Annotated in this window: 16 protein-coding genes; 15 read left to right on the top strand and 1 reads right to left on the bottom strand. The window is 63.3% G+C overall.

Features of this window, described 5'->3' with window-relative positions:
• The first annotated feature begins 18 nt into the window (after positions 1-18).
• From CSQ91_RS13170 to CSQ91_RS13125, 10 genes are all read left to right on the top strand, one after another.
• Positions 19-2,499 carry a tetratricopeptide repeat protein gene (locus tag CSQ91_RS13170; RefSeq protein ID WP_099388486.1) on the top strand — a complete coding sequence of 827 codons (2,481 nt, stop codon included), beginning with the start codon at positions 19-21 and terminating at the stop codon, positions 2,497-2,499.
• Positions 2,500-2,593: 94 nt separating this feature from the next.
• Positions 2,594-3,331 carry a 5'/3'-nucleotidase SurE gene (gene surE / locus CSQ91_RS13165; protein WP_034789072.1) on the top strand — a complete coding sequence of 246 codons (738 nt, stop codon included), beginning with the start codon at positions 2,594-2,596 and terminating at the stop codon, positions 3,329-3,331.
• A 9-nt stretch (positions 3,332-3,340) separates the two neighbouring features.
• Complete coding sequence (locus CSQ91_RS13160; protein ID WP_099388485.1) at positions 3,341-4,231, top strand: protein-L-isoaspartate(D-aspartate) O-methyltransferase; 891 nt, start codon at positions 3,341-3,343, stop codon at positions 4,229-4,231.
• A 42-nt stretch (positions 4,232-4,273) separates the two neighbouring features.
• On the top strand, positions 4,274-5,191 hold the full coding sequence (locus tag CSQ91_RS13155) for a peptidoglycan DD-metalloendopeptidase family protein (protein WP_099388484.1): 918 nt from the start codon (positions 4,274-4,276) through the stop codon (positions 5,189-5,191).
• Positions 5,192-5,199: 8 nt separating this feature from the next.
• Positions 5,200-6,231, top strand: a complete 1,032-nt coding sequence (rpoS, locus tag CSQ91_RS13150; protein ID WP_034789065.1) for an RNA polymerase sigma factor RpoS — start codon at positions 5,200-5,202, stop codon at positions 6,229-6,231.
• Between the two features lie 131 nt (positions 6,232-6,362).
• Positions 6,363-7,706, top strand: a complete 1,344-nt coding sequence (gene rlmD / locus CSQ91_RS13145) for a 23S rRNA (uracil(1939)-C(5))-methyltransferase RlmD (RefSeq protein WP_070282092.1) — start codon at positions 6,363-6,365, stop codon at positions 7,704-7,706.
• A 396-nt stretch (positions 7,707-8,102) separates the two neighbouring features.
• Complete coding sequence (locus tag CSQ91_RS13140; RefSeq protein WP_306508702.1) at positions 8,103-10,028, top strand: glycosyl hydrolase family 18 protein; 1,926 nt, start codon at positions 8,103-8,105, stop codon at positions 10,026-10,028.
• Positions 10,029-10,106: 78 nt separating this feature from the next.
• Complete coding sequence (locus CSQ91_RS13135) at positions 10,107-11,153, top strand: cupin-like domain-containing protein (protein WP_099388483.1); 1,047 nt, start codon at positions 10,107-10,109, stop codon at positions 11,151-11,153.
• Between the two features lie 287 nt (positions 11,154-11,440).
• Positions 11,441-12,586 carry a cyclopropane fatty acyl phospholipid synthase gene (gene cfa / locus CSQ91_RS13130; protein WP_099388482.1) on the top strand — a complete coding sequence of 382 codons (1,146 nt, stop codon included), beginning with the start codon at positions 11,441-11,443 and terminating at the stop codon, positions 12,584-12,586.
• A 28-nt stretch (positions 12,587-12,614) separates the two neighbouring features.
• Entirely contained in the window at positions 12,615-13,460 is an 846-nt protein-coding gene (locus CSQ91_RS13125; RefSeq protein ID WP_099388481.1) for a LysR family transcriptional regulator, read from the top strand.
• 71 nt (positions 13,461-13,531) lie between these two features.
• Here CSQ91_RS13125 and CSQ91_RS13120 read toward each other — a convergent pair whose 3' ends face one another.
• Positions 13,532-14,218 carry a Bax inhibitor-1/YccA family protein gene (locus CSQ91_RS13120; RefSeq protein ID WP_034752039.1) on the bottom strand — a complete coding sequence of 229 codons (687 nt, stop codon included), beginning with the start codon at positions 14,216-14,218 and terminating at the stop codon, positions 13,532-13,534.
• A 221-nt stretch (positions 14,219-14,439) separates the two neighbouring features.
• Here CSQ91_RS13120 and ndk point away from each other — a divergent pair, with 221 nt between their 5' ends.
• The 5 genes from ndk to ispG all read left to right on the top strand — a co-directional run bounded on the left by ndk (position 14,440) and on the right by ispG (position 19,249).
• Positions 14,440-14,856, top strand: a complete 417-nt coding sequence (ndk, locus tag CSQ91_RS13115; RefSeq protein WP_034752036.1) for a nucleoside-diphosphate kinase — start codon at positions 14,440-14,442, stop codon at positions 14,854-14,856.
• A 125-nt stretch (positions 14,857-14,981) separates the two neighbouring features.
• Entirely contained in the window at positions 14,982-16,157 is a 1,176-nt protein-coding gene (rlmN, locus tag CSQ91_RS13110; protein ID WP_099388480.1) for a 23S rRNA (adenine(2503)-C(2))-methyltransferase RlmN, read from the top strand.
• Positions 16,158-16,168: 11 nt separating this feature from the next.
• Positions 16,169-16,945, top strand: coding sequence for a type IV pilus biogenesis/stability protein PilW (pilW, locus tag CSQ91_RS13105; protein WP_257217310.1), 777 nt, complete (start codon positions 16,169-16,171; stop codon positions 16,943-16,945).
• A gap of 82 nt (positions 16,946-17,027) precedes the next feature.
• Positions 17,028-17,936, top strand: coding sequence for a helix-turn-helix domain-containing protein (locus tag CSQ91_RS13100; protein WP_306508701.1), 909 nt, complete (start codon positions 17,028-17,030; stop codon positions 17,934-17,936).
• A 38-nt stretch (positions 17,937-17,974) separates the two neighbouring features.
• Positions 17,975-19,249: a flavodoxin-dependent (E)-4-hydroxy-3-methylbut-2-enyl-diphosphate synthase gene (ispG, locus tag CSQ91_RS13095; RefSeq protein ID WP_034789045.1), complete on the top strand. Its 1,275-nt coding sequence runs from the start codon at positions 17,975-17,977 to the stop codon at positions 19,247-19,249.
• Positions 19,250-19,321: the final 72 nt, after the last annotated feature.

Here is a 19,321-nt window from a genome sequence, read left to right as displayed (position 1 = left end):
CACGTAAAAGGTCCTGTCATGGAATGCCAACGCCTCTCCCTGCCGCCTTTGAGCGCCCCTGGCGAAGTCGTCACCTTCTATTCCTACAAGGGCGGTACCGGCCGCACCATGGCCCTGTCGAACATCGCCGTCCTGCTGGCGCGCCGTGAGAACGCCAGCGTGCCAGTGCTGATGCTGGACTGGGACATGGAAGCGCCGGGCCTGCACCATTATTTCGAGCAGCACGAGGAGCGGCCGGGCGTGCTCGAGTTCTTCGAAGCGTGCCGCCAGCAGCTCGAGCGCATCAGCCTGGAAACGGCGGGCGGTCGCGTCGGCGGGCAGGCCAGGGGGCGTGAAGATGGGGGGCGCGAGGACGCGGCGCTGGCCCAGCGCGTGCTCGACGCCATCGACTGGCAGCAGTACGTGGTGCGCGTCGACCAGGGCAGCCCGCTGTACCTGATGCGCGCGGGACGCTTCGACGCCAGCTACAGCGAGCGCCTGGCGCAGATGCGCTGGGATCAGCTGTTCGACACGTGCCCGGCCCTGTTCCGCTGCTTCGCCGACACCCTGGCCCAGCATTTCCGCTATGTGCTGGTCGATTCGCGCACGGGGCGCACGGATAGCGCCGGCATCTGCACCACCTTGCTGCCGAAAAAGCTGGTGGTGGTCTTCACGCCGAACCGGCAAAGCCTGGAAGGCGTCGATGCGCTCGTCACGCGGGCCATCGAGTACCGCCGCAGCCATGAAGACGAACAGCGTCCGCTGCTCGTGTACCCCTTGCCCTCGCGCATAGAAATGGGCGATGGCGCGCAGCGTGCCGAGTGGCGCCGCGGCGACGCGCACAAGGGCATCGCCGGCTTCCAGCCCATGTTCGAGCGCCTGCTGCGCGCTTCCTACGGCTTGCCGCAGATCGCCCTCGACAGCTATTTCGACGAAGTCCAGCTGCAGCAGACGAAAACCTTTGCCTACGGCGAGCAGCTGGCCGTGCGCATCGACCAGGGCGGCGACCGCTTTTCCCTCACGCGCACCTTCGAGGCTTTTTTGCACTGGCTGACGGGCGGCTACTTCCCCTGGCAATCGAGCCGTGAAATCGCCTTGCTGGGGGCCATCAGCGAAGCGCGCCAGGCCTTGCTGGCCGAACCGGGCCGCGCCGTGGCCCTGCCGCTGGCGCGCGACCTGGCCCGTCTGGGCGAGCTGTACCGCAAGGATGGACGCAGCGGGCAGGCGCTCGACGCCTTCCGCCAGAGTGTCGAGATCCGCGTGCGCCTGCTGGGCGAGGAGCATCCCGACAGCCTGTCCTGCAAGAGCGGCATGGCGCGCCTGCTGCGCCAGCTGGGCAAACTCGATGAAGCCCGCTTCCTGGAAGAAGACGTGCTCGACGTGCGCGAGCGCGTGCTGGGCAGCGAGCATCCCGACACCTTGGCTGCCCGCGCCTGCCTGGCGAAAACCCTGTTGCTGCAGGGGGAGCTGGCGGCGGCGCTGCTGCTGCAGGATGCCGTGCTGGCAAGCCATGCGCGCCAGCTGGGCGGCGAGCATCCGCTGACCCTGGAAGCGATGGATGGCCGCGCCGCCACCTTGCTGCGCATGGGCCGGCTGGCGCAGGCGCAGCAAGTGCTGTCCACGGTGGTGGCGGCGCGCGAGCGCCTGTTTGGCGCCGAGCATGGCGATACCTTGCGCAGCAAGCTGGCCCTGGCGCAGGCCTTGGGGCGCGAAGGCGACCTGGAAGGGGCGCGGCGCCTGTTCGCTGCCGTGCTGCAGGCGCAGGAGCGGCGCCTGGGCAGCGACCATGCGGCCACTCTGGCCACGCGCGACTTGCTGGCCGATATCGTGGCCGGGCAGGGTGACTGGGCCGGCGCGCGCCAGTTGCATGAAGACCAGGTGGCGGCGCGCGAGCGCACGCGCGGGCTCGACCATCCGGAAACCCTGATGAGCCAGCGCAAGCTGGCCGAGGCGCTGCTGCGGCGCGGTGAACTCGATGCGGCGCGCAGCGTGCAGGAGCAGGTGCTGGAAGTGCATGCGCGCCTGCTGGGCGAAGACCACCTCGATACCTTGCACAGCAAGACGCAATTGGCCGGCACCCTGCAGCAGCAGGGCGACAGCGCGGCCGCGCGCCTGCTGGAAGACGCCGTGCTCAGCGGCAGCGACCGGCTCTTGAACGCGCCCGTCACGGGGCATGCGGACAGCGTGCTGGACGGCGCGCGGCATTTGCAGGAAACCATCCTGGCCGGCCGCGCCAACGGGCACGAAGGGGCCGAGCCGGATACCCTGGCCAGCATGATCTCGATGTTGCAAGGCATGATAGAGCGCGAACAGTATGCGCAGGCGGGCGAACTGGCCGAACATCTGAAGTCCTGCCTGCTGCGCCCGGGCGTACCGGGCAAGCTGCGCAGGCGCGGCATGGCGCAGCTGAAAAGAATGTATAAATTGCAAGGTGACCTGAATGCCTTGCTGGCCTTGCAGGAAGATGAAGTGCAGGCGCTGGAAGGGGCGTTGTCGGAAGCGCGCATCGAGCAGCGCTGATGCGGCGCGCCATGTCCGCGCGGCAGCACAAATAATGCTGTCTATCGGCGTGCGGCATGCGCAGTGTTGGCATCGCTTCGGGTAAAATCCCGTTATGAGAATTCTTATCAGTAACGACGACGGTTACCTGGCGCCAGGACTGGCGGCCCTGGCCGACGCGCTCGCACCCATTGCCGACATCGTCGTGGTGGCGCCCGACAGCAACCGTTCGGGCGCATCCAATTCGCTGTCCCTGGACCGGCCCCTGTCCGTGCACAAGGCCGCCAACGGCTTTTACTTCGTCAACGGCACGCCCACCGATTGCGTGCACGTGGCGCTGACGGGCATGCTCATCGAGCGCCCCGACCTGGTGGTGTCCGGCATCAACAACGGCCCCAACATGGGCGACGACACCCTGTATTCGGGTACCGTGGCGGCCGCCACGGAAGGCTATCTGTTCGGCATTCCCGCCATCGCCTTTTCCCAGTCGCAGTTCGGCTGGGCCAACCTGGATGCGGCCGCCCGCGTGGCCAGGGAAATCGTCGAGCGCCAGTTTGACGCCCTGCAGAAACCGTATCTGCTGAACGTGAACATCCCGGCCATTCCTTACGAGCAAATGCAAGGCGTGGTGGCCACGCGCCTGGGCAAGCGCCATTCGGCCGAGCCCGTGATACGCGCGCTCGACCCCCGTGGCCGTGAAATCTTCTGGATCGGTCCTGCCGGCGCGGCCAAGGAGGGCGGTCCGGGCACGGACTTCCATGCCGTTGAGCATGGACAAGTATCGATCACGCCGCTGCAGATCGACCTGACCCATACCACCCAACTCGATGCACTGGCAAAAGGCCTGGCATGAGCGCTCACTATGACCGATAAGCCGCGTACCTTCCCCCTTACCCTCGATTCGCTGGCCGGCAAGCCCGCCAGGCAGGGCGGGGGACAGTCGCTGGCCCAGTCCAGGATCGCCACGCCGCAGACGGCCACGCAGAATGCGGCGCAAAACGCGGCGCGGGGCGTGGCGCAGCCGTACGGCACGCACGCGGCCATCGCGCCGTCGCGCGCCCAGGCCATCGCCAATGAGCGGGCGCAGCCTGCGGTGGTATCGCCGCCGCGACAAAACCCGCTCGTCTCGGAGGCCGTGCGCCGGGCCATGGTAGCCCGCGTGGCGAAGCAGGGCGTCAAGGACCAGGTGGTGCTCGACGCCCTGCAAGCCGTGCCGCGCCACATGTTCATGGATGAGGCGCTGGCGTCGCAGGCGTATATCGACGCCTCCTTGCCTATCGGCCACCACCAGACCATTTCACAGCCGTACATCGTGGCGCGCATGATCGAAGTGATGCGCCAGGGCGGCACCCTGCAGCGCGTGCTGGAAATCGGCACGGGCTGCGGCTACCAGGCGGCAGTGCTGTCGCTGGTGGCGAAAGAGGTGTATTCGATCGAGCGCATCCGGCCCCTGCACGAGCTGGCGAAGGCCAATCTGCGTCCGCTGCGCGTGTCAAATCTGCGCTTGCAGTACGGAGATGGTATGCTTGGCCTGCCGCAGGCGGCGCCCTTCGACGGGATCATCCTTGCCGCAGCCGGCCTGGAAGTCCCGCAAGCCCTGCTGGAACAGCTGGCGCCCGGCGGGCGTCTGGTTGCGCCGGTGGGGGCTAAATTGCAACACTTACAACTCATTACCCGGGTGGGGAAAATGGAATGGACTAGCCAAACCCTGGAAGATTGCCATTTCGTACCTTTGCGCCCGGGCACCATATGATCCCCGGATCAGCTAGCAAGCAGGACATACAATTACATGCGAATGATTAAGAAAAGTAACATACTTCTATGTAGCATCACCTTGGCCGCGCTGTTGAGCGGTTGCGGCACGACGGGCGTCCAGGCGCCCGTGGTGGAGCGCCAGCCATCGAGCAGCAGCGCCGCAGCCAGCGATCCGCGCGACCGCGACCCGGCTTATTACACGGTCAAGCGTGGCGACACCCTGTTGCGTATCGCCCTCGAGCACGGGCAGAATTACCGCGACCTGGTGGCCTGGAATGACTTGAGCAACCCGAACGACATCAAGGTCGACCAGGTGCTGCGCGTGTTGCCGCCAAATGGCGACACGGGCGGCGCGCAAACGTCGGCCATCGTCATGCCGCCGGTGACGGAAGTCAAGCCGGCCGCGCCTGTCGTGCCGAAGAAAACGGGTCCGCGCGGCGAGAAGCGCGCGTATTCCGACGCCACCCTGGCCGAATTGCGCGCCGATGGCGGCAGCAGCGACGTCAAGCCTGCGCCGGCCCCGGCAGCAGCCGTCGCCGCCGCACCGGCCGCCGCCGCGGCAGCCCCTGCGGCATCGGCGCCCGGCGACGAGAAAATCAGCTGGATGTGGCCTTCCGAAGGCAAGGTCATCGGCACTTTCGACGAAGGCAAGAACAAGGGCGTGGATATCGCCGGCAAGGCGGGCCAGCAGGTGGTGGCCGCCGGCGCGGGAAAAGTCATGTATGCCGGGAGCGGAATCCGTGGTTATGGTAATCTTGTCATCGTGAAGCACAGTAATAGTTTATTGTCGGCGTATGCGCATAACCGCAGCATCCTGGTGAAGGAAGGGCAGAACGTCAACAAAGGCCAGGCCATCGCCGAAATGGGCGATTCCGATGCCGACCGCGTGAAGCTGCACTTTGAAATCCGCCAGCAGGGCAAGCCTGTCGACCCTTCGAAATTCCTGCCTAACCGTTAGGTAAAGCAATGACACACGCGCCGCACGATCAGCTGGACGATGACCCGGAACCCCCGGAAGACGGGGCAGACGAAGTCGTGACGGACGATGCCGGCGAACTCGACGGCATTGACGCCGTCGACGCGGGCGAGGGCGGCGAGGTGGCCAGCGTCAGCGTGCTGGTCGAAAGTGTCGATGAACTGAAAAAAGTGCTGGCGGCCGAGCTGTCGACCGATACCACGCAGCACTATCTGAACCAGATCGGCACGCGGCCCCTGCTGACGGCGGCGCAAGAGGTGCATTACGCCACCCTCGCCAAGCAGGGCAATTTCGAAGCCCGGCAAACCATGATCGAGCACAACCTGCGCCTGGTCGTGTCGATCGCCAAGCATTACATCAACCGCGGCGTGGTGTTGCTCGACATGATCGAGGAGGGCAACATCGGCCTGATGCGGGCCATCGACAAGTTCGAGCCCGAGCGCGGTTTCCGTTTTTCCACCTACGCCACCTGGTGGATACGCCAGAGCATCGAGCGCGCCATCATGAACCAGGCGCGCACGGTGCGCCTGCCCGTGCACATGGTGCGCGAACTGAATCAAATTCTGCGCGGCAAGTACCACCTGGAAGCCCAGCACCACGATGGCAAGGATGCCACGGCGGAAGACATCGCCCACCTGGTGGGCCGACCCGTGGAAGAGGTGCAGGATATCCTGGCCCTGTCCGAGCACGCTACTTCGCTTGACGCGCCGCTCGACAACGACCCGCAATCGTCGCTGATGGACATGTTGCCCGGCGCCAGCGAAGACGGTCCTGACGCGCGCGCGGAGCACCATGAAATGACGGTGCTGGTGCGCGACTGGCTGACCAAGCTGCCCGACAAGCAGCGCGTGGTCATCATGCGCCGTTTCGGCCTCGACAATGACGACCCGGCCACCCTGGAAACCTTGGCCGAGGAAATGGGCGTGACGCGCGAGCGCGTGCGCCAGATCCAGCAAGAGGCCTTGATCAAGCTCAAACGGGCTATGGCCGCACGCGGCGTCGTGCGCGACTCCCTGCTCTAAGGCGTCCGGTCCCGGTATTTCCGGGGCCGCATCTGCTATCATACGCCCCGCTCGCGGCGCCTGACCTTTCCCCATTCTTTCAAGTTCCAGCGCGGCCCTGCGTCCTGGCCCACTCTTACCTATTGATCGCTATGCAAGAAAATATCATCGAAATCAAATCGCTCGACATGGACGCCCGTGGCGTTGGCCATATTGAGAACGAAGACGGCTCGCCGGGCAAGGTCGTGTTTGTCGAAGGCGCATTGCCGGGCGAGCGCGTCAGCTTTGTGACGTTCAAGAAAAAGAAGAACTGGGAAATGGCCCGGATGACGGCGCTGCACCGCGAATCGTCGATGCGCGTGACGCCCAAGTGCAAGCATTTCGACAATTGCGGCGGTTGCTCGATGCAGCATCTGGAGCCGTCGGCGCAGGTGGCGATCAAGCAGCGCGTGCTGGAAGATAATCTGTGGCATATCGGCAAGGTGCGTCCGCAAAGCATCATGCGCCCCATGTATGGCCCGACCTGGGGCTACCGCTACCGCGCGCGCCTGTCCGTGCGCCACGTCAAGAAGAAGGACGCCGTGCTGGTGGGCTTCCATGAAAAGAAATCGGCGTTCGTCGCCGACATGGATAGCTGCGAGATCTTGCCGCCACACATCTCGGCCATGCTGCTGCCGCTGCGTGGATTGATTGCTTCGCTGTCGATCTTCGACCAGATGCCGCAGATCGAACTGGCCGTGGGCGAAGACGTGACCGCCATGGTCTTGCGCATCATGGCGCCGTTGACGGCGGACGATGAAACGAAACTGAAGGCCTTTGCCGACGAGTACGGCGTGCAATGGTGGCTGCAAGTCAAGGGCCCGGAAACGGCCGTGCCGTTCTATCCACTGGACAAGCAATTGCATTACCTGCTGCCGGAATTCGGCGTCAAGATGCCGTTCAAGCCCGTCGATTTCACGCAGGTGAACCACCACATCAACCGCGTGCTGGTATCGAAAGCCCTGCGTTTGCTGGAAGTGCAGCCGACAGACCGCGTGGCCGACCTGTTCTGCGGCCTGGGCAATTTCACCTTGCCGCTGGCCACGCAGGGCAGCGAAGTGGTCGGTATCGAAGGCAGCACCACCCTGACGGAGCGGGCGCTGGAAAACGCGCTGGCCAATGGCCTGGCGGAAAAAACCTCGTTCTCGACGCGCAACCTGTTCGAAGTGACGACGGATGACCTGATCGCGCTGGGCAAGTTCGACCGCATCCTCGTCGACCCGCCGCGCGATGGTGCCATGGCCCTGTGCCAGGCGCTGGTCGGCCTGTCGCAAGTGCGTCCGGACCTGCTGCCGAAACGCATCGTGTATGTGTCGTGCAGCCCGTCCACCCTGGCGCGCGACGCCGGCATCCTGGCGCTGGAAGCCGGCTATGTGCTGAGCAAGGCGGGCGTGGTGAACATGTTCCCGCATACTTCCCACGTGGAATCGATGGCGGTCTTTGATTTGCCTCAATAAGTAATGCCGCGCGGCGGGTGGCCAGGCAGGCACCCGCCGCTGCCGCGTTCAGCGGCGCCGCGAGCTCCCCCAATACCACTTACAGCGTGTTATAAAACTGGTCTGTATTTTCCCGATCCAGCGTCTTTTTACATCCTTCCTCTGCCGTTTTTTCATTGTCCAGTAGGACAACACGCCATTTGCCTCCGCCGCTGCGCTTCTTGCGCAAAGTGGTATTGCCCACTTTGAGGCCACTTCAAAACCACTTGACCGCCTATTTTTTCAGCAGCATGCTGTTCTTGCAACTGCAAAAAACAAAATCACAGGGTAGCTCTTCATTGAAGCAAAGTGGTATTTCCGCAAACCTGAACAGGAGACAACGTGGAAAATTTAATACTCAAAAAAACGATCAGGAACATGATGGTATGTCTGGCCAGCGGTGGCGTGCTGGCTGCATGCGGCGGTGGCGGCGGTGACGCCGGCGCTCCGGCTGGGTCGCAATTGCTGGCGGCCAGTACGGTGGTCGCTTGCGTGCCGTGGCAAGAGGGCGGCACGTATAACGCGGGCACGGTGGTCACCTACCTGGGCGCCAACTATACGGCCCTGGTGACGCAGACGGATCACGTGGGCTCGGGTTGGAATCCTGTTTCCACGCCGAGTCTGTGGAGCGCCGGCGGCACATGCGACGGCGGCACCACGCCGACGCCGACTCCCACCCCAACGCCGACTCCAACTCCCACGCCAACCCCGACCCCGGCGCCTACGCCGAACCCGACGCCCACTCCGACGCCAACGCCAACCGGCGGCACCTGCGCGCTGGCGTGGGTGGCCGGCACGGCTTACAGCGCGGGCGCCACCGTCAGTTATGCGGGCACGAATTACCGCGCCAACTACTGGACGCAGGGCGACAATCCGTCGACCAGCAGCGGCGCCGCCGGCACGGGCAAGCCGTGGACCAGCCTGGAGATCTGCAGTACCACGCCGACACCTACTCCAACCCCGACGCCAACGCCAACGCCAACGCCAACGCCAACGCCTACTCCGACGCCGACTCCGACTCCAACGCCAACGCCAACGGGCCGCGAAGTCGGCTCCTATTTTGCGCAGTGGGGCGTGTATGGCCGCGACTATGAAGTGGCGAACGTGCACACGAGCGGCGTGGCCGACAAGCTGACTTTCATCAACTATGCCTTCGGCAACATCTATCCGAAAAACGGCGGCTATGAATGCGCCATGATCACCAAGACGGAGCCGGGTGCGACGAATCCGAATTCGCCGGACGCGGGCACGGGCGGCGATGCCGAGGCCGACTACATCCGCACGCCGAAGCGCACCGTCGATGGCCAGGCGATTCCTTGGGATGCACCGTTGTCGGGCAACTTCCTGCAGCTGAGAAAACTCAAGGCGGCGCACCCGAACCTGAAATTGTTCATCTCGCTGGGCGGCTGGAGCTGGTCGAAGAACTTCTCCGTCGGTTCGGCCACGGATGCGCTGCGCAAGCAGATGGTGCGTTCCTGCATCGATATCTACATCAAGGGCAACCTGCCGGTGCAGGGCGGTCGCGGTGGCGTGGGCGCGGCGGCCAACATCTTTGACGGCATCGACATCGACTGGGAATATCCGGTCGGCGGCGGCCAGCCGTACAACACGGTCAGCCCCAACGACAAGCGCAACTTCACCTTGCTGATGGCGGAATTCCGCAGCCAGCTCGATGCGCTCGGTGCAGCCAACGGCAAGCGCTACCTGTTGACGGCCGCTGTCGGTGCCGGCAAGGACAAGATCGACAACACGGAACCGGCCCTGTACTCGCAGTACATGGATTGGATCAACCTGATGACCTACGACTTCCACGGCGGCTGGGAAAACAGCACCAACTTCAACGCCCAGCTGTTTGCCGACCCTGCCGATCCGTCGACGGGCATGGCGCGTGAATACGTGGGTGACAAGGCGGTGCAGTACATGATTGCCGCCGGCGTGCCGCGCGACAAGCTGCTGCTGGGCATACCGTTCTATGGCCGCGGCTGGACGGGCGTGGCGCCGGGGCCGAATGGCGATGGCCTGTACCAGGCGGCCACGGGCACGGCGCCGGGCACGTACGAGTCGGGCATCGAGGACTATAAAATCCTCGTGGCCAAGGCTGGCACGCGCTACTACCATCCCGTGACCAAGCAGCTGTACCTGTACACAGGGGCGGGCGGCCAGTGGTGGAGCTATGATGACCCGACCGTCATCGGCACCAAGGTGAAATATGTGAAGGACCAGGGCTTGCGCGGCGCGTTCTCGTGGGAACTCGATGGCGACGCGAATGGCGTGCTGGCAACCGAGGTGTGGAAGGTGCGGTAATACTGCGCTAGAGTAGGAGGCGGCCGGGCGGCATACGCTGCCCGGCCGCTTGTTCACATAAAAAACAGGAGACGGGCGATGGCGGCGGTATCGACATTCGGAGTCAAGCAGAAAGAACAGCAGCCGGAACAGGAGCTGAGCCGCGAATGGCGCAGCTGGATCGCGGAAAACCTCATGCTGGGCAGCCACCCGTCGGCGCTGATGCCGGTGCTGCAAAAGGCGGGCATTACGGAGCCCCTGGCGCGCCGCGAAGTGGAGCTGGCGCTGCAGAGTCCCTACCTGGCCGGCGCCGTGCGCCTGTCGAACCGGCTGGCCAAGCGCGACTGGGTGATCGACATCCAGCGCAAGCTGAACCAGTTGCGTCCACCCGAGATTCCCCGCCGCGAGAAACTGACGGCGCACGAGTTCCTGACGGAGTTCTATTCCACCAACCAGCCCGTGATCATCACGGGCATGATGGACGACTGGCCCGCCATGGCCAAGTGGAGCCCGGCCTATTTCCGCGAGCATTACGCGCAGCGCGAAGTGGAAGTGCAGTTCGGCCGCGAGGCGGATGCGCAGTACGAAATGAATAGCGTGGCCCACAAGCGCAAGATGGCGTTTGGCGAGTACGCCAGCCTGGTCGAGGGCAGCGGCGCGACCAACGATTTCTACATGACGGCGAATAACAATTCGCAGAACCGGCAGGCGCTGCGCGAGCTGTGGGACGATATCGGCCAGCTGCCCGAATACCTGGAGCAGAGTGGCGGCCCCACGGGGTTTTTATGGTTTGGCCCGGCCGGCACGGTGACGCCATTCCACCACGACCTGACGAACAACTTCATGGCGCAGGTACAAGGGCGCAAGCGGCTGCGCATCATGGCCGCCTGCGAGGTGGCGCGGGTGTACAACCAGCGCCACTGTTTTACGCCCGTCGACGGGCGCGATATCGACCTGCAGCGCTATCCGCTGATGGCGGACGTGCAAGTGCGCGAATGCGTGCTGGCGCCGGGCGAGATACTGTTCCTGCCCGTCGGCTGCTGGCATTTCGTCGAAGCGCTCGACATATCGATGACGGTGGCGTTTACCAACTTCAAATGGGATAACGATTTTTACAGCAAGTATCCGCCGAATCACGACTTTTGATCGTGGGGCTAAGCTGCCGCGAACAGCCGCCGTACAGGCGGCTTTTTTCATGCTTCAGAGCGTTTCGTGCAAAAAATATTTCCATGAAAAAATTGATTCAAATCATTTCGCAGCAAATATTTTGATATGAATGGCCATGATGTTTCATTATCCAGATGGCGATGGCGGGCGGATAATTTTATGGCTGGCGCGGCGCCGGGCCGCGGAGTGGACTTGCCGGCGCGCCAGCACCGACAACCATCTGGAGGCGGCAGGGCATGAACACGCAGCACACGACACAAGCAGCAATGCAGTTGCAGCAAACACCGAAAATCACGCTGGACACGCGGCTGACGCGCGAAGCGGCCGAGCTGCTAGCGAAGGCCGACATCCATTTGAATGGCCGCGCCGCCTGGGACATGCAGCTGCGCAAACCGGGCGTACCGGAGCGCGCCTTCGCCAGCGGCAACCTGGGCCTCGGCGAAGCGTACATGGATGGCGACTGGGATGCGAACCAGCTTGACGAATTCTTTTGCCATTTGCTGCGCGCCAGGGTGGCCGACGACGTGCGCCCCATGCGCCTGGCCTTCCATGCGCTGACTGCGCGCCTGTTCAACCTGCAGACGGAGCGCCGCGCCTGGATGGTGGGCAAGGAGCACTACGACCTGGGCAATGCCTTCTATGCGGCCATGCTCGATCCGCGCATGACGTATACCTGCGGCTACTGGAAGGAGGCCGGCAACCTGGCCGAGGCGCAGGAAGCCAAGCTCGATCTGATCTGCCGCAAGCTGCGCCTGGAGCCGGGCATGCGCGTGCTCGATATCGGCTGTGGCTGGGGCAGCTTCATGCGCTATGCGGCGGAGAAATATCAGGTGCGGTGCGTGGGCGTGACGATCTCGAAGGAGCAGGCAGCGTATGCGCGCGGCATGCCGGGCGGCGAGCACCTGGACTTCCGCCTGCAGGACTACCGCGACACTGATGAAAAATTCGACCGCATCGTCAGCATCGGCATGTTCGAGCACGTGGGGCACAAGAACCACCGCACCTTCATGGAAGTGGCGCACCGCTGCCTGGAAGACGACGGCCTGTTCCTGCTGCACACGATCGGCAAGAACAAGCGCCATTCCACGTGCGATCCGTGGATCGACAAATACATCTTCCCGAATGGCGACTTGCCGTCGCTCGGCCAGATCGGCGACGCCATCGATGATCTGTTCGTGGCCGAGGACCTGCATAACTTCGGCGCCGACTACGACAAGACCCTGATGGCCTGGCATGCGAATTTCGAACAGGCGTGGCCGCGCTTTGCCGCCCAGCTGGGCGAGCGCTTCCACCGCATGTGGTCCTACTATCTGCTGTCCTGCGCCGGCGCCTTCCGCGCGCGCGACCTGCAGCTGTGGCAATGGGTGCTGGCCAAGCAGGGCGTGCTGGGCGGCTACGAGCGTGTCAGTTGAGATGTGCGGCAACTGATATGATGGATTGATGGATATCAATCAAGCGCGTACCTTCCTGGAAGTGGCGTCCTGCGGCAGTTTCATCATGGCGGCTGAACGCATGCACGTGACGCAGACGGCCGTCAGCGCCCGCATCCGCTCGCTGGAGCAGCAACTGGGGCGCCAGCTGTTCGTGCGCAACAAGGCGGGCGCGCGTCTGACGTCTGCCGGCGAGCGCTTCATGCGCCATGCGGCCACCATGGTGCAGGTGTGGGAGCGGGCGCGCCACCAGGTGGCCTTGCCGCCGGGGCGCGACGACGCCGTCAGCATCGGCTGCGAGCTGAGCCTGTGGCAGCCGCTGCTCGGCGACTGGCTGATACGCATGAGCCGCGACTGTCCCCAGATCGCCTTGCGCGCGGAAGTCGACAGCCCCGCGCGCCTGCTCGACGCCGTGCATGACGGCTCGCTGGACCTGGCCGTGCTGTACAACCCGCCGCAGCGCCCGGGCCTGGCCAGCGAATTGCTTGCCGAGGAAAAGCTGGTGATGGTGACCACGCGCGCTGATGGGCAGATGCATGCCGACACGTATGTGTATGTGGACTGGGGCCCCAGCTTCGCGGCCAATCACCAGGCGGCCTACCCGGAGCTGAGCAGCCCGCCCGTTTCGATTTCGCTGGGGCCGCTGGCCCTCGTGTATTTGCTCGACGCGGGTGGCGCCAGTTACTTTCGCATCGGCAGCGCGCAACCCTATCTCGATGCGGGTTTGCTGCACCGCGTGCGCGACGCGCCCGAATTCTCGCATTCGGCCTACGCCGTCTACGCGGCCCAGCGCGACAACCCGACCCTGGACCGCGCCCGCGCCTGCCTGCTGGAGGTGGCGGAAAAGGTGAAGTGAAGCTGCAGACGTAAAAAAGCCGACCCGAGGGTCGGCTTTTATTTTCGTGCGTCAGCGCCAAAGCGCAATGCTTAGTCGCGGCTGCCGCCAGCGAAGCCCAGCAAAGAGAGCAGGCTGGTGAAGATGTTGTACACGTCCAGGTAGATGCGCAGGGTGGCCGAGATGTAGTTGGTCTCGCCGCCGTTGATGATTTGCTGCACGTCATACAGGATGTAGGCCGAGAAGATGGCGATGGCGACCATGGAGATCACGATCGACAGTGCCGACAGGCCCAGGAAAATGTTCGCTACCGATGCCAGGATCAGCACGATCACGCCGGCGAACAGCCATTTGCCCATGGCCGAGAAGTCGCGCTTCGAGACCGTGGCGATCGTGGCCATCACGGCCAGGATGGTGGCCGTACCGCCGAATGCCGTCATGATCAGCATGCCGCCATTCGAGTAGCCGAGCGTGCGCGTCAGGATAGGCGTGAGCATCAGGCCCATGAAGAAGGTAAAGCCGAGCAGGACGGCGACGCCGAGGCCCGAGTTCTTGGTCTTCTCAATCGCGTACATGAAGCCGAAAGCGACGGCCATGAAGATGATGAAACCCATGCCGCCGGTCAGCATCGGCAAATGCATTTGCACGCCGATGAAGGCGCCCAGCACGGTCGGGATCATGGACAGCGCCAGCAGCCAGTAAGTGTTGCGCAAGACCTGATGGCGGACTTGCTGCATGCCCCCCGACAGGTCAAAGGTGCGTTGCATGTTCTGATTCATAGTGCCTCCGTGTTGTCAATTCAAATTACTGCTTTACCCAAGGATAGCATGAGGGCCGGAATTTGCCAAAAAAGCAGCTTAAGATTTCATTAAACGGGGGCAGGGTGGCAAGATGCCCCCTGCCTGTCTGGGTGATATGGGGTGGAGTATGGTAAAATCAAAGGTTGATTGAGTTATCAATTTACCGTTTTAAACCTTACTTTTTATTGGAGTTTTCACACATGGCAATCGAACGCACCCTGTCGATCATCAAACCAGACGCAGTTGCAAAAAACGTAATCGGTCAAATCTACTCCCGTTTTGAAAACGCTGGCCTGAAAATCGTTGCAGCACGCATGACCCAACTGTCGCGCGAACAAGCTGAAGGCTTCTACGCAGCGCACAAAGAACGCGGCTTCTTCAAGGATCTGGTCGACTTCATGGTTTCCGGTCCAGTCATGATCCAAGCCCTGGAAGGCGAAAACGCCGTTCTGGCCCACCGTGACCTGATGGGCGCGACCGATCCGAAGAAAGCAGAAAAAGGCACGATCCGCGCCGATTTCGCCGATTCGATCGACGCTAACGCCGTACACGGTTCCGACGCTGTCGAAGCTGCTAAAGTGGAAATCGCTTACTTCTTCCCAGAACTGAAGGCTTAATTGCCTTAGATAACGTTATTTCCTGGCGTTATCTGTGAAATAACTTATCACCCCCTGTTCCCGCTGCGCTGTGGAGTTTTCGCTCCGGATGCGCGCGGGGACGGATTTTTAGAATAGACAAGATCATGAATACGACGAACCTCACCAACTTGCTGGACCTCGATCCCGCGCAACTCATCGCCTACTGCGCCGAGTTGGGAGAGAAACCGTTTCGTGCGAAACAATTGCAACGTTGGATACATCAGTTCGGCGCTTCCGATTTCGACGCCATGACGGACCTGGCCAAGTCGCTGCGTGACAAGCTGGCCACGCGCGCCGAAGTGCGCGCCCCGGCCATCATCAGCGACCACACGTCGACGGATGGCACGCGCAAGTGGCTGGTCGACGTGGGCAATGGCAATGCCGTGGAAACCGTGTTCATTCCGGAAGAAAACCGCGGCACCCTGTGCATCTCGACCCAGGCCGGCTGCGCCGTGAACTGCCGTTTCTGCTCGACGGGCAAGCAAGGCTTCAACCGCAACCTGTCCGTGGGCGAAATCATCGGCCAGCTGTGGATGGCGGAATTCGAATTGCGCCGCACCAAGGGCATCGAGCCGGGCCCGAAAGGCGAGCGCCAGATCACCAACGTGGTGATGATGGGCATGGGCGAACCCCTGCTGAACTTTGAGCCGACCGTCACGGCCCTGAAATTGATGCTCGACGACAACGCCTACGGTCTGTCACGCCGCCGCGTGACCCTGTCGACCTCGGGCGTGGTGCCGATGATGGACAAGCTGTCGCAGGAAGTGCCGGTGGCTCTGGCCGTCTCGCTGCACGCCTCGAACGACGCCTTGCGCGACGGGCTGATTCCACTGAACAAGAAATATCCGCTGAAGGAATTGATGGCGGCCTGCAAGCGCTACCTGGAATTTGCCCCGCGCGACTTCATCACCTTCGAGTACTGCATGCTGGATGGCGTCAACGACAGCGACGAGCATGCGCGCGAACTGCTGGCGCTGGTGCAAGACCGCGAGTTCGGCGTGAACTGCAAGTTCAACCTGATCCCGTTCAATCCTTTCCCCGAGTCGGGCCTGTTCCGCTCGAAAAACCCGCGCATCAAGGCGTTTGCCCAGGTGCTCATGGATGGCGGCATCATCACCACCGTGCGCAAGACGCGCGGCGACGATATCGATGCGGCCTGCGGCCAGCTGGCAGGCGAAGTCAAGGACCGCACCCGGGTGCAGGAGCGCATGGAAAAGATGACTGAGTATCAACAAAAATTTGGCGCCAATTTCGGCAAGATCGTGGAGATCCGCTCCTGATGCGGGGAAGCATGGCTTATCCTGGCGCACTTGCCGTGGCTGTTGTCAGCCTGGGCGTGCTGCTGGCCGGCTGTGCTTCCACCGCAGACAAGGAGCAGGCTGCATCTGTCGAGCAGCGCGCCGCCTTGCGCTTGCAGTTGGCCAGCGCCTATTATATGCAAGACCAGTTTGTGGTGGCGTTGGCGGAAGCGGAGCAGGCGGTGCAGCTGGTGCCGGACAACGCCCAGGTGCGCGGCATGCGCGCCCTGATTTTTGCTGCCATGCGTCAACCTGTAGCTGCTGAAAAAGATTTTCTTTACGCATTGCGCCTTGCGCCCCACAATCCCGAGTTGAGCAATAATTATGGCCTGTTTCTGTGCCAGACCGGGCGCGCGGCGCAGTCGCTGGCGTATTTTGATGCCGCATTGCAAGATGTCGCCTATGGCACGCCTGAACTGGCGCTGCATAATGCGGCGGCGTGCAGCTTGGTCATGAAAGATTACCCGCGCGCCGCCGGCTACTGGCTCAAGGCGGAGCGCATCGCACCTGGCGCGGCAATTACCTATGCCGGCCTGGTGCGCGTGTATTACCAACAGCAAGACTACCGGCAAGCGGCTCATTACCTTGAGCGGCTCGGTAAAGTAGCGACAATGGAGGGCCAGACGGCCGATGTGCTGTGGCTCGGGATCAAGGTGCAGCATAAGCTCGGGGATGCGGGTGCGGAAGCTGGCCTGGGGGCGCTGTTGCGCAACCACCATTCCGGCTCCCCCGAATATGCTGCTTATCAAAATGGGGCGTTTGATGAGTGAGACAGGGATACCAATGAATTCAGAGTGGGCAGAAACGCCTCAGCAGCAGCCCCAGGGCAATCTTGCGTTGGCAGGCGCACAGTTGAAAGCGCAGCGCGAAGCGCTGGGCTGGCCGGTGGAGCAGGTGGCCGACCAGCTCAAGCTGGCGCCGCGCCAGGTGATCGCGCTGGAAGAGGGTGACATGGCGGCTTTGCCGAATCTGGCCGTGGTGCGCGGTTTCGTGCGCGCCTACGCCAAGGTGGTGCGTCTCGACGCGGCGCCGCTGGTGGCCATGATTGAAGTCCATCCGGCGCCGACGCAGCAGGACCCGGCCGCGCCCGTGCGGCGCGAGATTTCCGCCACGTTTTCCGAATCGCGCTTCCCGTCGATGACGCAGCGCTCGTCGAACCAGACTCCCCTCTGGATCGCCGGCGCCGTGGCTGTCGTCGTGGCGGCCGCCTTTGGCGCGTATAAACTCGGTTATGTGCCGGCCAGCCTGCTGTCCTCGCAGGCTGGGAAAGAAACGGCGCATGCGGAAGTGGGCCCGGTGGAAACGACCCTGATCAAGCCGGGCCAGGACTTGACGCCCGTGCAGTCGCCGTCCGTGCCCCTGATTTCCGTGCCGCCGCCGCCCGGCAACGATACGCAGACGGGCGCACCGGCCGCCGTCGCTTCGGCGCCGGCCGCTGCCGTCGTGCCGCCAGCCGCCGTGCCCGCGCCCGCTCCAGCGGCGACGCCTGCCGTCACGCCGCCCGCGGCTGCAGCTGCCGTGGGCGCGAATGCGCTGGTGCTGAAGGTCGAGCAGGATTCCTGGGTGGAAATCCGCCGCCCCGGCAGCACGCCGCTGATTTCGCGCATGGTCAAGGCGGGCAGCACGGAAACGTTCGATATCACGGGACCGGCCACCCTGGTGGTAGGCAAGCCTGGTGTCGTGCAGGCAACTTTGCGCGGCGCCAAGCTGGATCTGCCGACCGTTGCCGGCGGCACGATTTCCCGTGTCAGTATCAAATAATTGCAGTAACCGTTCAAGCAAACTCAGAAGATAATATTATGGCTACCTCGAAAACAGCGATCGGCTCCGGTCCATCCGGCCGTCGCGACAGCCGCAAGGTGCTGATCGCGCACGGCCAGCGCCAGATCTGGGTGGGCGGCGACGCCCCCGTGGTGGTGCAGTCGATGACGAACACGGATACGGCCGATGCCATCGGCACGGCGATCCAGATCAAGGAACTGGCGCGTGCCGGTTCGGAGCTGGTGCGCCTGACGGTGGACCGTCCTGAAGCGGCCGCGGCCGTGCCCTACATCCGCGAGCAGCTCGACAAGATGGACATCGACGTGCCGCTGGTGGGCGATTTTCACTATAACGGCCATACCCTGCTCAACGATTACCCCGATTGCGCGCGCGCGCTGTCGAAGTACCGCATCAACCCGGGCAACGTGGGCAAGGGCGCCAAGCGCGATACGCAATTCGCACAAATGATCGAAGCGGCTTGCCGCTACGACAAGCCGGTGCGCATCGGCGTGAACTGGGGCAGCCTGGACCAGGCCTTGCTGGCGCGCATCATGGATGAAAACGCGGGCCGCGCCGAACCGTGGCCGGCGCAAGCCGTCATGTATGAAGCGCTGGTGACGTCGGCGATTGAAAACGCCGTGCGCGCCGAAGAACTGGGCCTGGCGCGCGACAAGATCATTCTGTCGTGCAAGGTTTCGGGCGTGCAGGACCTGATCGCCGTGTACCGCGAACTGGCGCAGCGCTGCGACTATCCGCTGCACCTGGGCTTGACGGAGGCGGGCATGGGCAGCAAGGGCATCGTGGCGTCCACCGCGGCCCTGGCCGTGCTGCTGCAGGAAGGCATCGGCGACACCATCCGCATTTCGCTCACGCCCGAACCGGGCGGCGACCGCACGCGCGAAGTCATCGTCGGCCAGGAAATCCTGCAAACCATGGGCTTGCGCAAGTTCGCGCCCATGGTCATCGCTTGCCCAGGCTGCGGCCGCACGACGTCGACCACCTTCCAGGAGCTGGCCGACAACATCCAGACGTATCTGCGCGAGCAGATGCCGGAGTGGAAGAAATCGTATCCGGGCGTGGAAGCGATGAACGTGGCCGTCATGGGCTGCATCGTCAACGGCCCCGGCGAATCGAAGCATGCGAACATCGGCATCAGCCTGCCCGGCACGGGCGAGTCGCCGGCCGCGCCCGTGTTTGTCGACGGCGAAAAAGTCGTCACCCTGCGCGGCGAACGCATCGTCGAGGAATTCCAGGACATCGTCTTGAATTATGTTAAAAGCCATTATGGCAAGACCGCGCCGGTTGCCGCGTAATCGGTCGGGTAGGTCGGATTAGCGGGGCCGCCGAGGCGCGAAGCGCGTCATCCGACAATCAAGTTAAAGCAA

Origin of the sequence: Janthinobacterium sp. BJB301 (assembly GCF_002735685.1) — a bacterium.
In the GTDB taxonomy this organism is placed as follows: domain Bacteria; phylum Pseudomonadota; class Gammaproteobacteria; order Burkholderiales; family Burkholderiaceae_D; genus Janthinobacterium; species Janthinobacterium lividum.
This window is presented reverse-complemented; position numbering and strand designations above follow the sequence as displayed.